The sequence below is a fragment of the Nitrobacter sp. NHB1 genome (assembly GCF_036964665.1).
Lineage (GTDB): Bacteria > Pseudomonadota > Alphaproteobacteria > Rhizobiales > Xanthobacteraceae > Nitrobacter.
Map to the genome: position 1 here is coordinate 1562776 of NZ_JBAMDA010000001.1, position 18215 is coordinate 1580990.

18 protein-coding genes and 2 pseudogenes are annotated in these 18215 nt (G+C 58.6%); 13 read left to right on the plus strand and 7 right to left on the minus strand.

All coding sequences use genetic code 11. From position 1 onward, the window contains the following. Positions 1-257: 257 nt before the first annotated feature. Entirely contained in the window at positions 258-1532 is a 1275-nt protein-coding gene (locus V4R08_RS07330) for a serine hydrolase domain-containing protein (protein WP_335578742.1), read from the plus strand. 85 nt (positions 1533-1617) lie between these two features. Here V4R08_RS07330 and V4R08_RS07335 read toward each other — a convergent pair whose 3' ends face one another. From V4R08_RS07335 to V4R08_RS07345, 3 genes are all read right to left on the minus strand, one after another. Continuing rightward, positions 1618-2523 carry an HpcH/HpaI aldolase/citrate lyase family protein gene (locus V4R08_RS07335; protein ID WP_335578743.1) on the minus strand — a complete coding sequence of 302 codons (906 nt, stop codon included), beginning with the start codon at positions 2521-2523 and terminating at the stop codon, positions 1618-1620. Further along, positions 2520-3011: a MaoC family dehydratase gene (locus V4R08_RS07340; RefSeq protein ID WP_335578744.1), complete on the minus strand. Its 492-nt coding sequence runs from the start codon at positions 3009-3011 to the stop codon at positions 2520-2522. The genes V4R08_RS07335 and V4R08_RS07340 overlap by 4 nt, the downstream gene beginning before the upstream one ends. 913 nt (positions 3012-3924) lie before the next feature. After that, positions 3925-5712: a di-heme-cytochrome C peroxidase gene (locus tag V4R08_RS07345; protein WP_335578745.1), complete on the minus strand. Its 1788-nt coding sequence runs from the start codon at positions 5710-5712 to the stop codon at positions 3925-3927. 843 nt (positions 5713-6555) lie between these two features. Here V4R08_RS07345 and V4R08_RS07350 point away from each other — a divergent pair. From V4R08_RS07350 to V4R08_RS07375, 6 genes are all read left to right on the plus strand, one after another. Further along, positions 6556-8073: a WD40 repeat domain-containing protein gene (locus V4R08_RS07350; RefSeq protein WP_335578746.1), complete on the plus strand. Its 1518-nt coding sequence runs from the start codon at positions 6556-6558 to the stop codon at positions 8071-8073. A gap of 333 nt (positions 8074-8406) precedes the next feature. Further along, the gene (locus V4R08_RS07355) at positions 8407-9087 is read left to right on the plus strand and encodes a hypothetical protein (protein WP_335578747.1); all 681 of its coding nucleotides are present in this window, start codon (positions 8407-8409) and stop codon (positions 9085-9087) included. 146 nt (positions 9088-9233) lie between these two features. After that, the gene (locus V4R08_RS07360) at positions 9234-9824 is read left to right on the plus strand and encodes a hypothetical protein (protein WP_335578748.1); all 591 of its coding nucleotides are present in this window, start codon (positions 9234-9236) and stop codon (positions 9822-9824) included. Between the two features lie 26 nt (positions 9825-9850). Continuing rightward, entirely contained in the window at positions 9851-10261 is a 411-nt protein-coding gene (locus V4R08_RS07365; RefSeq protein ID WP_335578749.1) for a hypothetical protein, read from the plus strand. Positions 10262-10315: 54 nt separating this feature from the next. Next, the gene (locus V4R08_RS07370; RefSeq protein ID WP_335578750.1) at positions 10316-10729 is read left to right on the plus strand and encodes a hypothetical protein; all 414 of its coding nucleotides are present in this window, start codon (positions 10316-10318) and stop codon (positions 10727-10729) included. A 40-nt stretch (positions 10730-10769) separates the two neighbouring features. Next, positions 10770-11405 carry an SHOCT domain-containing protein gene (locus tag V4R08_RS07375; protein ID WP_335578751.1) on the plus strand — a complete coding sequence of 212 codons (636 nt, stop codon included), beginning with the start codon at positions 10770-10772 and terminating at the stop codon, positions 11403-11405. Positions 11406-11452: 47 nt separating this feature from the next. On the opposite strand, the gene V4R08_RS07380 is transcribed toward V4R08_RS07375, so the two are convergent. Further along, positions 11453-12538 carry a helix-turn-helix transcriptional regulator gene (locus V4R08_RS07380; RefSeq protein WP_335578752.1) on the minus strand — a complete coding sequence of 362 codons (1086 nt, stop codon included), beginning with the start codon at positions 12536-12538 and terminating at the stop codon, positions 11453-11455. A 466-nt stretch (positions 12539-13004) separates the two neighbouring features. Between V4R08_RS07380 and V4R08_RS07385 the strand changes: the two are divergent. The 3 genes and pseudogenes from V4R08_RS07385 to V4R08_RS07395 all read left to right on the plus strand — a co-directional run. Then, positions 13005-13477 (plus strand): annotated as a pseudogene (locus V4R08_RS07385) (integrase core domain-containing protein); the annotation flags it as partial. 165 nt (positions 13478-13642) lie between these two features. Next, positions 13643-13852, plus strand: coding sequence for a hypothetical protein (locus V4R08_RS07390; RefSeq protein ID WP_335578753.1), 210 nt, complete (start codon positions 13643-13645; stop codon positions 13850-13852). 122 nt (positions 13853-13974) lie between these two features. Next, positions 13975-14196: a hypothetical protein gene (locus tag V4R08_RS07395; protein ID WP_335578754.1), complete on the plus strand. Its 222-nt coding sequence runs from the start codon at positions 13975-13977 to the stop codon at positions 14194-14196. Here the strand turns inward: V4R08_RS07395 and V4R08_RS07400 are convergent. Further along, positions 14189-14323, minus strand: coding sequence for a hypothetical protein (locus tag V4R08_RS07400; protein WP_335578755.1), 135 nt, complete (start codon positions 14321-14323; stop codon positions 14189-14191). The two genes, V4R08_RS07395 and V4R08_RS07400, sit on opposite strands and share 8 nt — an antisense overlap. Positions 14324-14456: 133 nt before the next feature. Between V4R08_RS07400 and V4R08_RS07405 the strand changes: the two genes are divergently transcribed. Beyond that, the gene (locus V4R08_RS07405; RefSeq protein WP_335578756.1) at positions 14457-14642 is read left to right on the plus strand and encodes a hypothetical protein; all 186 of its coding nucleotides are present in this window, start codon (positions 14457-14459) and stop codon (positions 14640-14642) included. A gap of 65 nt (positions 14643-14707) precedes the next feature. Here V4R08_RS07405 and V4R08_RS07410 read toward each other — a convergent pair whose 3' ends face one another. After that, entirely contained in the window at positions 14708-14845 is a 138-nt protein-coding gene (locus V4R08_RS07410) for a hypothetical protein (RefSeq protein WP_335578757.1), read from the minus strand. Between the two features lie 214 nt (positions 14846-15059). Between V4R08_RS07410 and V4R08_RS07415 the strand changes: the two genes are divergently transcribed. After that, positions 15060-15350, plus strand: coding sequence for a TM2 domain-containing protein (locus tag V4R08_RS07415; protein WP_335578758.1), 291 nt, complete (start codon positions 15060-15062; stop codon positions 15348-15350). Positions 15351-15360: 10 nt separating this feature from the next. Next, positions 15361-15561, plus strand: a pseudogene (locus tag V4R08_RS07420) (integrase core domain-containing protein); the annotation flags it as partial. A gap of 260 nt (positions 15562-15821) precedes the next feature. Here V4R08_RS07420 and V4R08_RS07425 read toward each other — a convergent pair. Further along, positions 15822-18191, minus strand: coding sequence for a hypothetical protein (locus tag V4R08_RS07425; RefSeq protein WP_335578759.1), 2370 nt, complete (start codon positions 18189-18191; stop codon positions 15822-15824). Between the last annotated feature and the right edge of the window lie 24 nt (positions 18192-18215).

Here is an 18215-nt window from a genome sequence, read left to right on the forward strand (position 1 = left end):
CAGTCCTTCTGCCGCTCTATAGCGTTTTCGAGCGAAGTGGATACCGGTTCGCGTGAAGAAAACGCGTCACATCAAAATCATAGAGCCCCGCTTCTGATTCCATCAGAAGCGGAAAGGCTCTATCGCTCGCACCGCATTTAGCATAACCCGGCCCGGGATTGTCACCCCTTCGCATCTGCGATTTAAGTGACGCACCAGCTTCAACCGGCGTGCCGCACGATATCGTGCGGCTACTCGATGATCCGGAGTGACGCCAGATGCCAGCCTTTGCTCCCGCCTCTCCCGAAACTGCAGGCATGTCCAGGGCTGCGCTCGACCGGATCGACGATCATCTGAAGCGGCGATACATCGACGCGGGCAGGTTTCCGGGCACTCAGCTTGTGATCTATCGGCGCGGCAACATCGTGCACAGCGCGGTGCAGGGTTTTGCCGATCTCGAACGCCAGGTGCCGATGAAGGACGACACCATCTTTCGTATCTATTCCATGACCAAGCCGATTACGTCGGTCGCCTTCATGATGCTGGTGGAGCAAGGCCTCGTTGCGCTCGACGAGCCGGTTCACAGGTACATTCCCGAATGGAAGAACCTTGGCGTGTTCCAGGCGGGCACCGCTCCCGCCTTCATGACCAGACCGCCGGCGCGGCCCATGCAGGTCGTCGACCTGCTCCGTCATACGTCCGGGCTCACTTACGGTTTCCAGCAACGCAGCAACGTCGACGCCGCCTATCGCGACAAGCAGATCGGCGCGCTTGAGACGGCCGGCACGCTCGGTTCGATGATCGCGGACCTCGCCGGTATCCCGCTGGAGTTCTCGCCCGGCGAAGCCTGGAACTACTCGGTGTCCACGGACGTGATCGGTTATCTCGTCGGAAAGATCAGCGGCATCCCGTTCGAGCAATTCCTGAAAGAGCGCATTTTCAATCCGCTGGGAATGGCCGACACCGGCTTCTTCGTTCCACCCGAGAAGGCGCATCGCCTCGCGGCCTGCTACAATGCGACGGCCGGCGGCATGATGTCGTTTCATTCGCCGAACGCAAAGGCCAACCTGGCGTTGCAGGACGATCCGGCGACCAGCTCGTTCCTCTCGCCGCCCGCATTCATTTCCGGCGGCGGCGGTTTGTGCTCGACGGCTGCCGACTACCTCACCTTCTGCCGGGCGCTGCTCAACGGCGGCGAATTCGGCGGTGTCAGGCTTCTGGGACCGAAAACGCTGGCGCTGATGACGACCAATCATCTGCCCGGCAATCGCGATCTTCCGGACATGTCGCGATCGATGTTTGCGGAAGCGACCTACAACGGCATCGGCTTCGGCCTCGGTTTCTCCATTACCATGGCCCCTGCAAAGACGCTGATCGCCGGAAGCCCCGGCGAATATGCCTGGGGCGGCGCTGCGACGACGTCGTTCTGGATCGATCCGGCGGAAGAGCTGATCGCCATCTTCATGACACAGGTGATACCCTCGACCGCCTATCCGGTCCGGCGCGAACTCCGCACCATGGTCTATGCGGCCATCACCGACAGCAATCTTTGATGCCGCGCCATCCCGCACTCAGCCCGTGACGGACAGCGCGGCGGCGGTCGAATGCGTCCGCGAACCTCTGAGGTTCATTCGTCGCTCATTCGTCGATGATGGTCTCGCCGACCGAGGCCAACGCCCGCTTCGCCGCGACCAGATGCGGAATGTCATACATCTTGCCGTCAATGCCCACCGTGCCGACGTCGGGTTGACTGGCGAAGGCCGCAACGACGCGGCGGGCATGAGCCAGATCGGCATCGGACGGGGTGAAGCAGGCGTTGATGGTGGCAACCTGATCCGGATGTATCGCGATACGCCCGACGAACCCGTCGCGGCGCGCAATCCGGCAACTCTCGGCGAGTCCGGCCTGATCCTTGTAATCAGCGTACAGAGTATCGAGCGCGAGGACGCCGGCCGCGTTGGCGGCGAAAAGGCATTGGGCACGCGCGACCTGATAAGGGAAGGTCCAGTCGCCGTTCGGCTCTTTGTTCGTCAGCGCGCCGAGCGCTGCGCTGAGGTCTTCCGCGCCCCATGTCATGGCCACCAGTCTTGAACTCGGGTTTGGACTCGACGTTGGGCTCGGCGTGACATAGCCGGCGAAGCCGAGCATCCCGGCCGGCGTCTCGGTGGCCACCACCAGCAGCTTCACATGCCCGGCGGGAACGCCCGCGGCAACCTCCAGGACATCGACATAATGCGAAATCCGCTCGACGTCCCGAATACCGTCGACCTTCGGAATCAGGATGCCGTCCAGTCCCGGACGAACGACGGCGACGAGGTCCTCCAGCGTCAACCCCGTTCCGAGCGGATTGATCCGCACCAGAAACCGCCAGTTGCGCGTCGCCGCGCCGAGCAGGTTCTTCACCGCATCGCGCGCAAACGCCTTGCGGCCGGGCGCAACGGAGTCCTCAAGATCGAGGATCAGCGCATCCGCGCCGCAGGTGTCGGCCCTGGCGAACTTGCGATCGCTGTCGGCCGGGACGAACAGAAGCGAACGCAGCTTCATGCCGGCCTCCGCATCATCAGCGCGTTGCGGCGGCAGAACACCACCTCCTCGTCGCGCTGGTTGAATCCGCGATGCTCAAACGTGACGATGCCCTGCGTCGGACGCGACTTGCTGGCGCGAACGGCGACCACTTTCGATTCCGCGCGCAAGGTATCGCCGGCGAACACCGGACGTGGAAATCTGGTTTCCTCCATGCCGAGGTTTGCGACCGTGGTGCCGAGCGTCGTGTCCTGCACCGAAAGGCCGAAAATGAGACCCAACGTAAAAATCGAATTCATCAGCGGTTTGCCGAACTCAGTCGATTTGGCATAGTCGTGATCGATGTGCACGGCGGCCGGATTGCAGGTCAGCGACGAGAACAGGATATTGTCCATGTCGGTGACGGTTCGCCGGATTTCATGAACGAACGACTGCCCGACAGAAAACTGCTCGAAATACAGGCCCGCCATCCCGGTTTTTCCTCTCCCGCGATCGGATTGAAAGCACACGACCAAACGGGGTCAGCATTGCTGCTCGTACCGAGTTTGCCATCTGCCACCACGCGCTGCAATGCGCCCGCAAACTGATACCGATAATCGGATTCTGGAGGGCGGCTTTAAGACCTGAGAGGCGTGGTGGGCGCACAAGGGCTTGAGCCACGGTCCGATGAGCCGGACCGATAGCAACATCAGATAGATATATCTGCAAACCTGGCAGGTCGCGCCCGATTGATTTCATTTAGGAATATTGACACCTGCAAGCCAGAACGGGCTCGATATTTGCTGTCTTTATGTTCTAATCCCAGCCATGAGCAACCGGTCGGCTTATTGGCGCATTCCCACCGTTGCTGACCGTATGACACCACGCAATCGGCAGTACTCACATGCTGCTGTGCTTCACAAATCAAAGTCCACGACCTATCACGCGGAGACTAAAGTGACCCCAGAACAAACTGCCACAGTTGCTTCGCTAGCTGTTTTTGGAGTTGGGCTCGTCGCCATTACTATACTCGCCAGGACACTCAAAGGCGAGTTCTCGGATTTTACAATCGCTGCAATTGCCACGCTTATGTTTGTGGGGTTCTACGTTCTCGGCCAATGGGTCAAACGCGCACTCAACCCACCGCCCACTGTGAAAAAGTAATCACTCAACAGAGCTTGCCGTAGGGCCGCGATCCGGTCATGCCGCAAGGCGGCCAGAAAGCCTGAGAGCGCGTGACAGCGTCTGGCCGTCATCGCTTCGTCGGAGCAACTTTATAGTTACAAGCCTGCACAGGCCGAACGCCAGATTCCGATTCAACTGCACTGAATCAGTCTAGCGTTACCCTTTCGATTGAGCATGACCTTATCCGAAAACCGGTTTCCACTTTGCGCTGGCGCGGCCTTCGGGTCAGGATCATGCTCTTAAGCGGACCAAAACTGTTCAAAGCGTTTTCAAATACTCGAGAAGAGCTTTCTTGTCGGCATCCGGCAGACTCGTCCCAAATTCGTGGCCGCAACGACTATTGCCAGAGTTCAGATCGTCACAACCGGTCGTCTCGCGAACATGATCGGACTGAGCCTGATTTGAAGCAATACCGACGTTATCCAGGTCATAGTCGGGACCGATCGCAAAACGCTGCTGCCGCTGGCTTGCAGGCTTAAGCAATTCGGCAAGGCTTGCGACCGAGCCATTGTGCAGGTACGGCGCGGCCGCCCAAATGCCGTGGAGAACCCGGGATTCATAGGCGCCCTTCGGGGGCGTCGGGCTTTCAGCATTCATGTCAAGTCGATGCCGGGTTTCGAGAGTTGCAGCGGCGTTAGGAAACCTGAATGCGCCCGGCAAGTCCTGCAAAACGGAGGGGAGTCGATTGGCATCGACGGGCTCCGAAGTGCTCGCCGCCGCACCGGGTTCGATGGCTTTGCCAAACGTCCGGTGTGACGAACTGGTCGCGAAGCTCACGACATGCTCTCCGATCGTGCCTATCACCGAGGTCGATAAGATATTGAACGCGAGGTCTGTTTCCTTCAAAGGCTTCGTCGCGAACGGAATGTAAGCACCTTTCAGGACACCCGATTTAGCGGTCCATCCCAGGATATCGTATTCACGTGTGTCCGTCCCCACATTCTGAATTGGCGTTGCCCAAGTCTTCTGAAATGGAAAACGGACTTTTCCGGCTTTCTCACCATGGCATTCCTGACATCCGCCGCTGGCAGTCGGCCGTTCAAAGATCGCCTTGCCCTTGGCCGCCAATGCGGTATCGACGGACCACGGCCATTTCGGCGGCCCAATCTTCTTCGTTAACTCTTCGAGCTTTTGCAGCCCGTCGAAATTCGCTGAATTATTGTTCAAGAAGTCGATAAACAGGCCATCGCGCGTGGGCTGATAGTTACCGAACACGCCCATCACTTCGCCGACATTCCGGGCCAACCCGAGGATATCGCTCCCGTTGTCCGCGAAGCCCGGCCACTGTGTCTTGTCCTGCTTGGGCGCATTCCAGAGAAAAGGATAACGTACCGGTGCATCGGCTCTGTGAATGTTCTCCGGAATCAGAAATGACGGCTCTGGGCCGATGCCCAACCCGGTCACGCGATTGAAGATCATGCCAACTGCATCGAGGCGGCCCAGTCCCCATCCGGGATTGGGAAGCGATCGATCGATAATGGTGTGATAGCGAACGTACCATGCGTCAACGTCGCTCCGTAGCGCGGCGACTTTATCACTGTTAGGCTTAGCGGTCTGGAGAACAGACGCCGCAAATGCCTGAAACGCAGCATCGTCGGACGTTGCGCGCGCCACCGCCTTATCGAGGTCACCCAGAAACGCTTGGAAATCGACGAGGGCCGGTCCTCCATCGATACGATATTGCCGATCCCCGACCTTGATCTGGCGGGTGTGACAGGCGGAGCAGGTCATCCCAACGACCTTCGCACCGGTCGGGCCAGTTGCGTGAAATCCTAATGGAAGCCCGATCGAACCTTCAGGGCCGGGCAAATATCCGTATCGCGCCAAACCGTCGGAAAGAAAGGGAGTGCCATCAGCTCGCTTTAACGCTTCGAGCCACGCAAAAGGGATGAGTTGCGAGCCTTGATCGCGTGTGTAGAAATCGGTGCGACTGGACGCATCCCAAGCTGGGCCCTGATCGACGAAAACGGGACCAGACTCATCCGCCAGAGATGGTGCGACAACTGAAAAATTCAGGAGGACAAAGGCCAGAATAAGGGTTCGCATATTTGCTCCTGAGGCACGCGTTTATGGCTGGTATGACTGGCGTATTGTCAACGCACTGCGGCACGAGACGGATATCGCTGAACGCGCCGCGCAAATATTTCGCACGGATAATATTTTCTAGCAAGAGTTGTGATAAACGGAAAATTCTAGTTTAAGCGAATCCAAAGTTGATGAAAATCAGTTGCTCGCGGGGCTCGGTCGGTCGCCTTCGCACACGGTCCGAGCAGCGCAGGCAACTCGGAATCGGGAAGACCGGCACTCCCGCTGCAAGTCCGGAAGTTGTGCGCTCTACTGCTCACGCAAGGACGCGCGGAGGCGACGATGCGATAAGGCTGGCGACCGATGCTATGTATGATGGCTGCTTTGGTCTGTCTGTCATCAGTGCCCACGAGACAAATTGAGGGACTTCACGGAGGGCGAATTTCTGGTTCATCGTAGCCGCAGGGAGCGAACATGAAACAGAGATCCGGACCCGGGCAAAGTGCCGGCAGAATCCATCTGGACGGACAAAGCCTCATCGTACTCATGACGGTTGCTCTGGCACTCCGCCAGTCATTGGATGGCTCGTCGGAAATGACATCCAAATCCCTGCGGGAGGGCAATCATCCGATGCCTTGACGAGGATCGATGCCTGCGATCGTAGCGATCGATACCCACCGCCTATTTGGCATGGTCCGATGCCTTCGCAGCCGTCGATTTTGACCATAACCGTGGTCTTGCGCCGCCCCGCGCCACTATCGAATGATAGTGTCGGGCGCCGATCGCGCCCGCTAGCGTGCCCTTTCCAGGGGCTGACGCCTTGATCGCCCCCATATGGGCAGTTGCGTGCGACGGGAGGTTGGTTTGGCGACGTTCCTGAAACGAATACCGATCCTGTTGGGGTTCTGGCTGGTCACGATCTCCATGATGAGCGGAGCATTCGCCGCCGACTTCTACGCATCGCGCGTGTTCAGTGTGGATCAGTCCGTCTACGCGGTTCGCTTCAGTCCTGCCGGCCACCACGTCGCGCTTGCCACCGACGACGGCACGGTCATCTTCGACACGTCGGATGGCAAGCAGGTGGCCAAATTGAAGGGCAAGGCGTCCTCCGTGGTCTGGAGCCCGGACGGCTCGATGCTAATGGTGGGGACCGAGGAGGCGCTGCGCTTCTGGAGCACCGCCGATTATTCGAAGGAATTCGCGGCGATCCCCGTGAACGCGCAGACGCTCATCATTGGCCTTCCCCGCGAGCCGTTCAGCCCGGACGGCAAGTCCATCGTCGTGCTCAGGCAAGATGACACGGCGGCGGTCTGGCAGATCGAAGGTTCGCGTGAAGTCGCCATCCTGGATGGGCATTCCGCTCCGTTGACCGATGCCAGCTTCAGTCCCGATGGCAGACGTATCGCCACCGCCGCGGAAGACAAGACCGTGGTTATGTGGGACGCCGCCACTGGCAAGAAGATCGCCAGGCTGGAAGGGCATGAGAAGGCCATCGACAAGGTCAGCTTCAGTCCGGATGGAACGCACATCCTGACGATAGGACGGGATCAGACCGTGCGGGTCTGGGATGCCGCGAGCGGGCGCGCGATCGCGACGTTGCGGCACCATGCCGACGTTGAATCGGCGGCGTTCGACCATGAGGGCAAGCGCATCGTGACCGGCGCGGACGACGGCGTTGCGCGTGTCTTCAATGCTGCCAGCGGCGCGGAGATCGCTACCCTGAAGGAAGACGGCGTCGAAAAGGTGCTGTCGGCGGGTTTCAGCCCGGACGGCGCTCGCATCGCCACCGGCTCGTCGGACCAGTATGTGCGTATCTGGAACGCCGGCAGCGGCAAGCAGATCGTCAAGCTGAACGGTCTGTCCGAAGGCTACGGCGTCGGCTTCACCGATGATGCAACGGTCGTGGCGAGACCGCACGGCGCGTTGGGTGTCCTCTATACCGTGCGACAGTCGCAGGCTGATGTCCGACTTGCGGGCACCGTGGCCGGCATGTGGGCCTTTGGGCCGTCCGATGACGTCGACGCCACTCCGGATGTCATGCATCTCATCTGCTCGACCAGTCCCTACATCATCCACCCGGACGGGCTCGTCGAGTATCTTGCCGGCGGCGAAGACGAACTGCTTGAACCCCGCCAGTTCATGCGCTGCAAGGCCGACATGTCATGCGATGTGTTCGAAGGCGCGCCGCATTCGCTGGCGGCCGATCCTTTGGACAAGGCGACGTTCAAGCTGGCCAACGGCAAGGGCACAATGTGCATGGCCAGCGACTCCGGCAACTGCCAGACCCTTCGCAAATGCACGAAGCTGGAATGGGGCGACGCGGCGCGCGCCAGCGGTCATGCCGAGCAATGGGACAAGCTGTATGCGGCCTCTGCCAACTGAAATACGCAAATTGATCGTGTTTGTCGTCACAATCGCGATTGCCGCCTACGCGATACATGGCCTCATCGCCGATGATCTGGTCATGCCCTACCATTGGAGAACTCCAGTCAAACATTGGGGGTCTCTCCATTTACGCGGAATGTGGGCAATCGGCGGTTCGGTTTGCCTCCTGCTTGGCGCCTCCGGTCTCGCCATTCTGGCTTACGGCGTCATCGGCACGAAACCGGGCGCAGATCCCAGAGCGAGATTCTACAGAAATCTGGCCACTCCATTGATCTGCATCGGCGCTGTGTTCTTCCTCGGAATATCATGGTTCGCTCAGTGGTTTGTTCGATGAGGATCATCAGCGTGGCCGCGCCGATCGGTGGAGTAAACAGTTCGCCTCGGCAAGGAGGAATCAGAGGTGCAATGCGGATAGCGGCTGCGATTCTCTTTTCGACGATGGTCATCACCGCTGCTTCGGCCGATTCGGCCAGCGCAGCGCAAAACCGCTTTACCTCCATCGCTAACAAAGATTGCAAGTTTGCGCCGATCGGCCACGAACCGGGCGAGGAGGACGATCAGCTCAAGACCTGCCCCGGGCTGGGGGGAGCAAAAGTGTTGGTCAACGCGTTTGAAACACGACTGCGGATTGGTTTCGTATGGCCGAAGGGCGGTCGACCCGGAAAACCGATTTGGGTAGTCGAAGCTTGGAGCGCGGATTTCGTGATCGACTGGCGCGGCGCGAAAGGACCGAAAGACTTTGTTCCCCATGCTGCAATCGTGCGAATGAAGTTCGCTAGGAATGGCGGGCCAGAGGTCGGCGATCAGGTGCTCGCCGTCATCCGCGTCGCGCATGACTCCGCTTGCCTGATGGGCGCTGTCGATATCGGAGCAAACAGAAACGCTAACGAGCTGGCGCATGCGCTTGCCGATGCTGCGCCGAACTTTGCTTGCAACAAGGATAAGCCCGTTATCGACGGAGTGAAAACGCCCGCAGCGGAGGAAATCGCGCGAGGTATCGCAGAACAATGAGTGCGTGGTCCACCATTGGCCGCAACCGAATGCTTCTCGGCCTGGGACTGCTCCTCGGCATTGGTGCTCCAAGCGCCGTTGCGGCAGGCTCATGCACGCCGGAGAACAAAACCATCGTCTGCCGCGGCGAAGGCCGAACGATCCGGGTGATCGCCGAAACAACCTCACCATCGGCGCGCTACGCCATCGGATGGATCGTGCCCGCCGTGGCAGCCAAGGAATTTGAACGCAACCCCGAGGACGGATCGCTGGTGCTTCCGGGCGGCGAGCCGGAAAATGTTGTTGTTCGTCTGCGTGACGGCGCTGTCATTGTGACAACACAGAGCAAGCATTTCGGCGATCACGCACGATACAATCACCGGGAAATCAGCGCGATCTGGTCGGCCGATGAAAAACTGCTTCTCGTCTGGTCCAACGATAAATGGGAAACGCTCGCGTCCGAAGCCTTCCACCTCAATGGCCGCGGTGAGCTGACGGGCCGGGACGACGTGCTAGCGCTGGCGCGGCATATCGGCAAGGAACACCTGTCTCGTCGGCAAAATATCGACGAGGTCGATCTGTACGAGCCACTCATTCTCAAGGAGCGATTGAGCGGCAAGGGTCGGGTGGAAGTCGTAACCGCGTTAGTAATAGCGGGATCGGAGAACGGCTTCACCTTCACGATAACCCTGAAGTCCCCTGGCAAGCCGGGGGCGCAGCCTTTGCGTGTCCTTCATGTCGGGACGCCCAGAAAATGACTTCGTCTCTGACGAGGAGAAATCGCATGAATATGCCCGTGGCATTGGCATCGGCTTTGATTCTTGCATCCTTGACAACATCGCCGGCCTTGGCGTCCGGCGATTGCGTCTACTTCGGTTATAACAAGGGTTCGCCTGATGTTTTCAAGTTCGTGAAGTGGGAGTTCGGCAAGCGCGAGGGGCGCTGGCTGAAGGTCAACCTGACACTGCACAACAACCTGAAACAAACGGTCAAATGGTTTCAATTGACCATGCTGGCAGACGGGCATTCGATCAGCCTCAACACGACGCAAACGCTCCCCGCTGAGAGCGATACGCTGATAACCGCCGAGTACGAGATGTCGAATGGAACTGCCGCCGAATTTCAGAAGCTTACGCCATTGATCTGTGTTCGCTCGACAGAAGATGAGAAAGGCGACAAGCAAAATTACGAGTGAGAGTCTCGTGCCGGCCCGGAGCGGGCCAAGCCCCATACCGTAGGAAAACCGACAATGAACAGCCTGGTCCGAATTATTCTCGTTGCCATTTTATTGAGCCCGGCGGCCACTGTCGCTCAGGCATCGAAGAAAGCCGCCGTGCCGCACGCCATGCAGACGGAGTTTGAAAGATTCATCGCAAAGTTTCGAGCGGCTCTGAAAGCCGACGATTCAGCCGCCGTCGCCGGCATGACCAAGCTGCCTTTCATGGAGGACAAGACTTACTCCGATGCCGCGCAATTTCGTGCGAAGGCCTATCCAGAGTTCTTCACCAAGAATAATCGCGCCTGCATCCAGCGCAAGAAAGCCGTCTATGATCGCGATGAGGAGAAGAACGACAACTACCATATCTCCTGCTACGAGAATATCTTCACCTTCACCAGGACCAAGGCGGGATTTCTGTTCACGGACGTCAGCGTGAATGATTAGCCGGGCAACTGCTTTAGCGCTTCGATAGCTGGCTTGGCCAATGATCGATAACATAGAGCCAAGTTCTGACCGAAACATCCTCGGAACTGCGCCGTGGCTCCGCGCGCTTCGTGCGTTTTCACTGGCGGCACGGCTCGGCGCCAGCCTGTTCCTGGGCACCATGATCGGGGTGGCAGGCGGCGCTGTCTTTCCGGCGCTCACTCATATCGCCGCGCCGTTGATCTGTAGCGGCAAGTTGGAAACGGCGTCGTCCCCATACTCCTATAAGCCGGGGCAATATGGCGTCACTCGCGAACTCTTTTGCATCAGCGATGACGGATCGCGGCAACCGATGACCGCAAGAGGCCTGTTCTTTTCCAGCCTTATCTACGCCGTCGCACTGTTCGCCCTGTGGCCACTGCTCATGTTGCCGTTCCGGTACTTGCTGTCACGGGGCGCACGAAGGGCTGGCTCCTACGTCGAGGACAAGCTGGGTGGGATCGCCTCATCCGAGACCATAACATCCGCTTGGGCACGCCACATAAAGGGAGTTCGAATCGAGACCGTTCGGCAGCCGGCTCCCGCCGCCGACACGATTGAGGATCGTCTCCGTGAACTTGCCCGATTGAGGGACGTCGGCGCGATTACACGGGAGGACTACGAGACCCGGAAGCGAGAAATACTCTCTGAACTGTAGCCGCCGCTGCTTACGCCAATTCAGGTTCTGGAACCTGTGACCTCGCTTCAATGTACGGCCGAAAGGCACAGCGCGACAAGCTGGGCCTGCGAGCCCGTAGCGGTCTTGCTGAAGATGCGGTTCAGGTGGCCGCGGACGTTGCCAAGAGAAATTCCCAGTTTGGCCGCGATTTCCGCCGGATCTTCTCCTGCCACCAGCAGCACGATGATGTCGGTCTCGCGTGGCGTCAGCCCGAAGGCGCGGCACAATCCGGATATGCCGGCCGGAACTGGCCTGTCGGGATCGTCCATGAACAAAATCGTCGCCGTCGCCCCGAAGGTCGAGATTGCCCGATCTCCCATGGCGGGCATCCGTACGGCGCGGACCGCCAATGGCCGTGACGTCTTGCGACGGATAAGCGTGATCGCGCCCGAACTCTCGTCGATGATCCTGGCCAGTCGCTGGTTTTCGATGTCGCCGGCGCCCCAAAGTATCGCAGGCTGCGTCAGCAGTTTTCCGGAATGAGCGAGAACCTGCTCCCCCGCCTGGTTAGCGTGAAGAACCTGCCGGTGCGCGTCGAGGAAAATCACGGCCGTCGATAGCTCGTCGAGCGTGGCCTCTAGTGTCGTGACCCTATCCTCAAGCAAGCGTATGTGCCGCTTCAGGCTCAAAGCCGAAGTGAGCGCCGGCAGGAGGTGCGTCAACACCGCTTTCTCGGCGTCCGAGAACGGCCGCCCTGACCGGCTTCGGCAGGCGGCGACAAAGCCGCCGGATGTCGTGCATGCGACCGCCGCGTGATGCCCGCCCATTGGTCTGATCGCACCCTCGAACACCGCCAGCCGACACAGGACCGCCAACGGCACCGCCTCATCCTGCGCAACCATCCTGCCCTTGGGCAGCAGGCGCGAAAGCACCGCCACATCGGCCGGATAGGCGGCCAGCGCTTTTATGCTTTCTTCGGCGACGCCACTGCCCCAGGCGAGCGGCGTGACGCGCGGATAAGGGTCGTCCATATCTTGATCTTGGGGGAGAATAGCGACGAGATGATCGGCGCGCACCGTGTCGACGATCGCCGCAAGCCCCTCGTCCCAGGCTGCCGCGTCCAGTACCCCCTGCATGACAAGGCGTCCGATCCTGGAGACGGCATTGCCCATAGGGCATCTCCTCGCGCGCCGCCCTCTCAAACCGGGCGGCCACTATCGGATGATAGTGGTCCACGATGACATTGAGCACAATAGTCTTTGCATTGTCGAAAAACGCTCAAGACATTGCCGCCGTCAGAAAACCCTTCGAGAACCACCTGGGACGGCCTGTCTGATGGGAATGGATTTTAAATGCGGCTCCCGTTTCTTGCCACGGCTACATTAGCCCTTCTTGTTGCGACCACAGCCGAGGCGCAGACCCTCACGGGTGAGGCCGCCCGAAAATCACCGCAAGCCGATGCTTTCCTGGCTTACGAGCACGCGCTCATCGAGGGGGGCCTCAAGGCAGCCATCCCTTAATGACGTCGGAGAAGCTGGCTGACCTGAAGGGCATGGCCGAAATTTTCGGCGAGGACGGTTTCAACCAGTTCCTCGACCGCATGCGCGGCGGCGCCCAGGATGAGGCGCGGCGAAAGCAGCCTGGAGGCTTGGTCCCACCATGTGCGCTTCCGACGTCACGGCCACGCTTGACCAGGCGCTGGCGGCATCGGGCCTTGATCACATCACCGTTGCGCACCGGCCGAAGCTTCTCAGCGACAACGGCGCTTCTTATGTTGCAGGCGATCTGGTCGACTGGCTCGAAGGCAAGGGTTGCAGCACGTCCGCGGGGCGCCGTATCACCCGCAAACCCAGGGAAAGATCGAGCGCTGGCACCAGACCCTGAAGAACCGCATTCTGCTCGACAACTACTATCTGCCCGGAGATCTCGAACGGCAGATCGGCGCCTTCGTCGAGCACTACAATCACGTCCGCTATCATGAGAGCATCGAAAACGTCACACCGGCCGACGTCTATTTTGGAAGAGCCGAGACGATCCTCGCAGAACGCAGGCGCATCAAACTTGCCACCATCGCAAACCGACGCTTGCAGCACCAGCTGCGGGCCGCTTAAACTCTAACCCCTGATGAGCCAGAGCCTCCCTTCCCAAAATGCCTGATCAGTCTCAAATTGTCTGACGACGAACACTCAAGGTAATCAAGCAGGACAGCCGAGCGATACTATCGGCTGCCAGTATGGCGTCTCTTCGCGCGTTCTCAGAAGCCACGCAGGAGCCGCATGACCCGCATCAACCGCGCGTACGTCAAGCGGCTTGAAAACCTCATCCTCCAGTTCGACAGCACGTTCTCGGATATCGAAAGCTCGCGGGCTAAAGGCGACCTCGCAAGGGATATGCCGGTGCTCCATAAGGAGGCGGACGCGATTCGGGCTAGCCGAAAACCGCGTGATAGTCTAAACAACGGACCGAAAAATAAAAGCAACAGCTGAACCCGCGACAGTAAGCACAAAGCCCCGCTACGGCGGGGTTTCTCTATTGTGCGCACGCCTATGTAAACTAGTTGACTCTCGCAGAGCAGGAACGACCACCTAGGGCAGGACATTCGGCCATCATGCAGATTTTCAGTTACATCATCACAGACCTGACCGATCACAAATCGAAACCCATTGAGGCCGCGTTGGAAAGCCTTGAAGATGCCCTTAGCTACGGAAGCCTCTTGGCCCGCAATATGCTCGAGGCCATGCCCGACCTGACTGGCAAAGGGGTATGCGTCACCGTTCTCAACAGCCTAGGCGAAACAGTCTCCGTTTTGCCATTTGACTGTCTCAACTGATTTCCAAGTTGCCGATCACTTCATCAATTTTAAATTGAAGCAGATGGCCAGCACGCCCGCGCACGCTCCTCTCAGGCGAAAATGCTCCGAGTGCGTCAAGCTCATGCCCTTCAATTGGCGGCATCATATCTGCCGCTCATGCATGGAGGCGCTCCGGTCCGATGCCGGAACGCTGATGCGCAGAAGTGGAACCGCAGTTCCCTCGGAACGCATCTGAAGCGCGCCGGTTATCTCGTATGTCTAGCGCAAAGGAGACGCACATGGGCAAGGACAGCAGCACAAACTTCCCGCCGGGAGGCCAGCCGAAGGAAAACCCGAAGGAGACCCTCGGCAAGACCATGCAAGAGCTGACCGATGAAAAAGGGAAAGAGCTGGACGAGAAGATGAAGAATAGCGACGGCAGTATCAAATACGCCAAGCCAGGAAAGAGCGATATTCTGCCGTAGAACGTAGAGCTACGTTCCGAGGAAGCCGTCAGCGCCCGCAATGGGGCCGGCGGCTTTCGTTTGGCTCATTTTTGCTGGGTTACGGCGTTCGCCGGATTACCTAACTTCAGATGCGTGCCGTTTCCGTTGTAGAAGTAGGAGAGACCGACCAGCAGCACGATGATGACAGCTCCGATAGCCCAGCCGGCATTGACGTTACTCATATGTGTTCGCCTCCTAGGATTAGTCCTTCGGACTATCATGCTGCGCTCCATTTAGGAACAACAACCTGACGGCCGTGACGTCCTAATGCGCGCTCACGCACGCGTGATCAGCGACGAAGGCTTGGGCGCTTATCCCCACCCGCCGTGCGCGACGAGCGGTCGTGTGCTATACTTGCGCTTGGCCTCAGGGCCTTATTAGTAATCACCATTATTTATGGACTATTCACAGACAGGCGCCGGCACGGACGCGTTTGGCGTCTACGGCCGACCCGTTAGCCGCAAGTCCCGTTTAGTAGCCTTCTTACTCGCGTTCTTCTTGGGCATGTTCGGCGCGCACCGCTTCTACGCCGGCAAGAACGGCACGGCCGCCGCGCAACTGATCCTCACCTGCACCCTCTTCGGTATGCTCATATCGTCGCCGTGGGTGTTTATCGACTGGATCGTCATCCTGTGCGGCAACTTCAAGGACGACGAGGGGCGCAAGATTACCCACTGGGATAGCTAAACCCACATGCATTCTGCTGGAAAACTACTATTTACCCGACGATCTCGAGCGGCAGATCGGAGCCTTCGTCGAGCACTACAATCACGTCCGCTATCATGAGAGCATCGAAAACGTAACACCAGCCGACGTCTACTTCGGCAGAGCTGAGACAATCCTCGCAGAACGCAGACGCATCAAAATCGACACCATCGTTTCCGATTTTCTTGATTGAGCGCGCATAATGGCTATGCCGATCGCATTGGTCGGCCGCCGCGCTGCCGGACGCCGGCTGCAATTGCGATCACTTCAACAGGCTGACACGCATCCAAGATACCCTTGATGCCTACCAAGGAAACGTACTCGATATTCGCCTGCTCCAGATTTTGCTGCACAGCATGGGAAAATCGCTCATTGAAAGTATCGGGTTTGTTGTGTTGCGAGGCATGGTGCCAATTGCTGATCGAGGCTTATCCTCACTTAAGATTCTCGGGATCATGGTTTCTTCTTGCCGGGATCCTTATCCTTGGGCAACAACTTGTCGATCAGCGCCTGCACCCATTTGGGGATGGCGACGATAGGCGGCGCGTGCACTTGCACGTTGTCGGTCCCTACATCCCTGCGGACCTTGTCCTCCAAGGTTTTCGCGTCCTGTTCGACCTTCTTGCGGTCGACAACCTTGCCGTTGAAATCGACCAGCTCCACATATTCATCTATTGTTGCCGCGTCGCCGGCCTGCAGGGCAGCGTAGATCCTGGCAGTGTCTTTCTTGCTCAAAGTCTTCGTCCAGTTCGGCTTCCAGCGCGCGAACAGCGTCCGGAGCGATAGCTTTGAAAGCTCCTGTAGATAGCCAGGCCCGCGGGCCTTCTTTTTCGGGTTGGCCTCGATCATGTCTATGAGCCGCTCGATACGGCGGTTGGTGCGCTCCAACGACTTCAGAGTTCCGGGCGCCAGCTCGGTGTGCTTCAGTGCCTCCTGATGGGATTTCTGGGTCGCTTCCCGTTGCTCTGCAGAAGCGGTCTTCGGCGCTCGAGAGAACGCGACGGAGGTCCTGAGGTCGATCGGCCGGTTGGTCTCGAAGGCCGCCTTGTCCAGGTCGCTGACTATGGCTGGCGCGACGCTCGCGAAGAGCGGATGGGTCGCCACATAGATCTCGTCGCCTCCAAGCATGAACTGGACACTTTCGTCAAACGTGCCCAACTTACCGTCGGCCTCGGCGCCAAAAACCTCCCGCGCCACCTTGAATCCACTCGCGGGGCTCTTGGCAAGTTGATCGTAGTGTTTCTTGAAGGTGGCCACGACGATATCATAGGTTAGCCTGCGGCGCACATCGATCGGGTCGGTGGACCGGAAGGTCTCCTGCATGAGGTCTTGGTCACTGTAACGGTGATAGCCGACCTCGCGGTTGGAATTTTCATAGATCATCATCAGCTCAACGCCCATGTCGCGGATGTCCATGCTGAAAAAGATTCGCTGCTCGTAGTCGGACACCTTGGCGTAGAACTGGTATTCGCAGGAAGTGCCGATCACTGCGATCGGATCTGCCTGGCGCACGTCGTGCGTCAGTACATACTGAAGATTATCCCAATCGACGGTGGTCCCAGGCTTACCCAGCTCCAGGAAGCCTTTGAGCGCCTTGTCGTGATAAGTTTTCAGCTTGTTGTCGAATTCCGCTGACTCGAACGACTTCACGAAATCAATCATGTTCAGGACAACGAGCCAGAGCTCCATGATGTCCCTCTGCAGAGGAAAGGAAGAAGTCACGTTCGGGGATGGAGCTCTCTCCAACTTCTTTTTGCGCGCGTCGCGGATGACGTCGGGGTTGCCCCAATAGAGATTCTTGTACTCCATGAAGGCGAAGGTCCAGACCGTGTTCACGTAGATGGAGTTCATCTCCACCGTGACGCCAGGAAGCGTGCCCTTCAGCACCATCTGCTTGATCTTCTCAGCGAGGTTGGATGCGCGGATATAGACCTTCCAATCATACGCCTTACCGCGCCGATCATCCTTCTTGGAATCGAGACTGACCCCCGCCTGGGCCGCCACCTGTTGGACCGCCCGGCTCGGGATGGTATTGCCCTTGGCTGCATAGCGCGCCAGCGCTGCGCCCTTCATCGCTTCCGTTACCAGCAGATAGACGTTGGCGAGCGTCGAACCATCCTGAGGAGGTAACGTCCGAAGACCAAAGAAAATGTCAAACCGATAGCCCTTCTTACCCAACTTCTTGGTGAGCTTCTTGATCTCCGTCTTCTGCTTATCCGTCGTGGAGTCATCAGCCGCGGCTTGCTTGAGGATATCGAGCAGCGCAAGCCTAAGAGCTTCGTCAAGCAAAGCCAGCTTCTTGATGAAATCTTTGCGTGACTTCTCGTAAGTGATGATGAAGGCGGTCTTGTAAGTCTGGGCCGCGACGGAGAAACCGTCTTGAACGGTGAAAAGGTTGTTGATCGCTTCATAGCGTTTCTGCTGATACTGCGCGTTCCACCACTGACCGATGACGTTGTCATTGAGATCCTTGACGCCGGTATTGTCCCGCGCCTCTCCAGGGAAGAGCAAAATATAGAGGCTGATCGTCTTGCTGGGCGCCGTGTGTTGCTTCAATGCGGTCTGGAAGACGTTCATCTGCCAATACAGAAAGAGCGTCGGCAGCTGCATGACAAGCCAGGCTTTAAGTGCGAACTGGTCGTCCTGATCCGGCGGATTGCGGTCAGTCAATAGCTTGCGAAGCGCGTCCGAGCGAGGCCACACCACCGCCAAGCGATCGCTGTCGGCGCTACCCCACGACGCCGGATCGAAATCAGCTGGGTCGTCATCGAACATCAGCGCGGTGTCGGCGCTAGGACCCGTTGATTCGAAGCCGTCACCCATCAGCCTGCTCCTCGGCTGCGGGCG

Bases quoted from the DNA above. Each gene is read 5' to 3' on its own strand.
- V4R08_RS07330 (WP_335578742.1), top strand. From the start codon at position 258: ATGCCAGCCTTTGCTCCCGCCTCTCCCGAAACTGCAGGCATGTCCAGG.
- V4R08_RS07335 (WP_335578743.1), bottom strand. From the start codon at position 2,523: ATGAAGCTGCGTTCGCTTCTGTTCGTCCCGGCCGACAGCGATCGCAAG.
- V4R08_RS07345 (WP_335578745.1), bottom strand. From the start codon at position 5,712: ATGCGAACCCTTATTCTGGCCTTTGTCCTCCTGAATTTTTCAGTTGTC.
- V4R08_RS07355 (WP_335578747.1), top strand. From the start codon at position 8,407: ATGAGGATCATCAGCGTGGCCGCGCCGATCGGTGGAGTAAACAGTTCG.
- V4R08_RS07365 (WP_335578749.1), top strand. From the start codon at position 9,851: ATGAATATGCCCGTGGCATTGGCATCGGCTTTGATTCTTGCATCCTTG.
- V4R08_RS07370 (WP_335578750.1), top strand. From the start codon at position 10,316: ATGAACAGCCTGGTCCGAATTATTCTCGTTGCCATTTTATTGAGCCCG.
- V4R08_RS07375 (WP_335578751.1), top strand. From the start codon at position 10,770: ATGATCGATAACATAGAGCCAAGTTCTGACCGAAACATCCTCGGAACT.
- V4R08_RS07380 (WP_335578752.1), bottom strand. From the start codon at position 12,538: ATGGGCAATGCCGTCTCCAGGATCGGACGCCTTGTCATGCAGGGGGTA.
- V4R08_RS07390 (WP_335578753.1), top strand. From the start codon at position 13,643: ATGACCCGCATCAACCGCGCGTACGTCAAGCGGCTTGAAAACCTCATC.
- V4R08_RS07395 (WP_335578754.1), top strand. From the start codon at position 13,975: ATGCAGATTTTCAGTTACATCATCACAGACCTGACCGATCACAAATCG.
- V4R08_RS07400 (WP_335578755.1), bottom strand. From the start codon at position 14,323: ATGATGCCGCCAATTGAAGGGCATGAGCTTGACGCACTCGGAGCATTT.
- V4R08_RS07405 (WP_335578756.1), top strand. From the start codon at position 14,457: ATGGGCAAGGACAGCAGCACAAACTTCCCGCCGGGAGGCCAGCCGAAG.
- V4R08_RS07410 (WP_335578757.1), bottom strand. From the start codon at position 14,845: ATGAGTAACGTCAATGCCGGCTGGGCTATCGGAGCTGTCATCATCGTG.
- V4R08_RS07415 (WP_335578758.1), top strand. From the start codon at position 15,060: ATGGACTATTCACAGACAGGCGCCGGCACGGACGCGTTTGGCGTCTAC.
- V4R08_RS07425 (WP_335578759.1), bottom strand. From the start codon at position 18,191: ATGGGTGACGGCTTCGAATCAACGGGTCCTAGCGCCGACACCGCGCTG.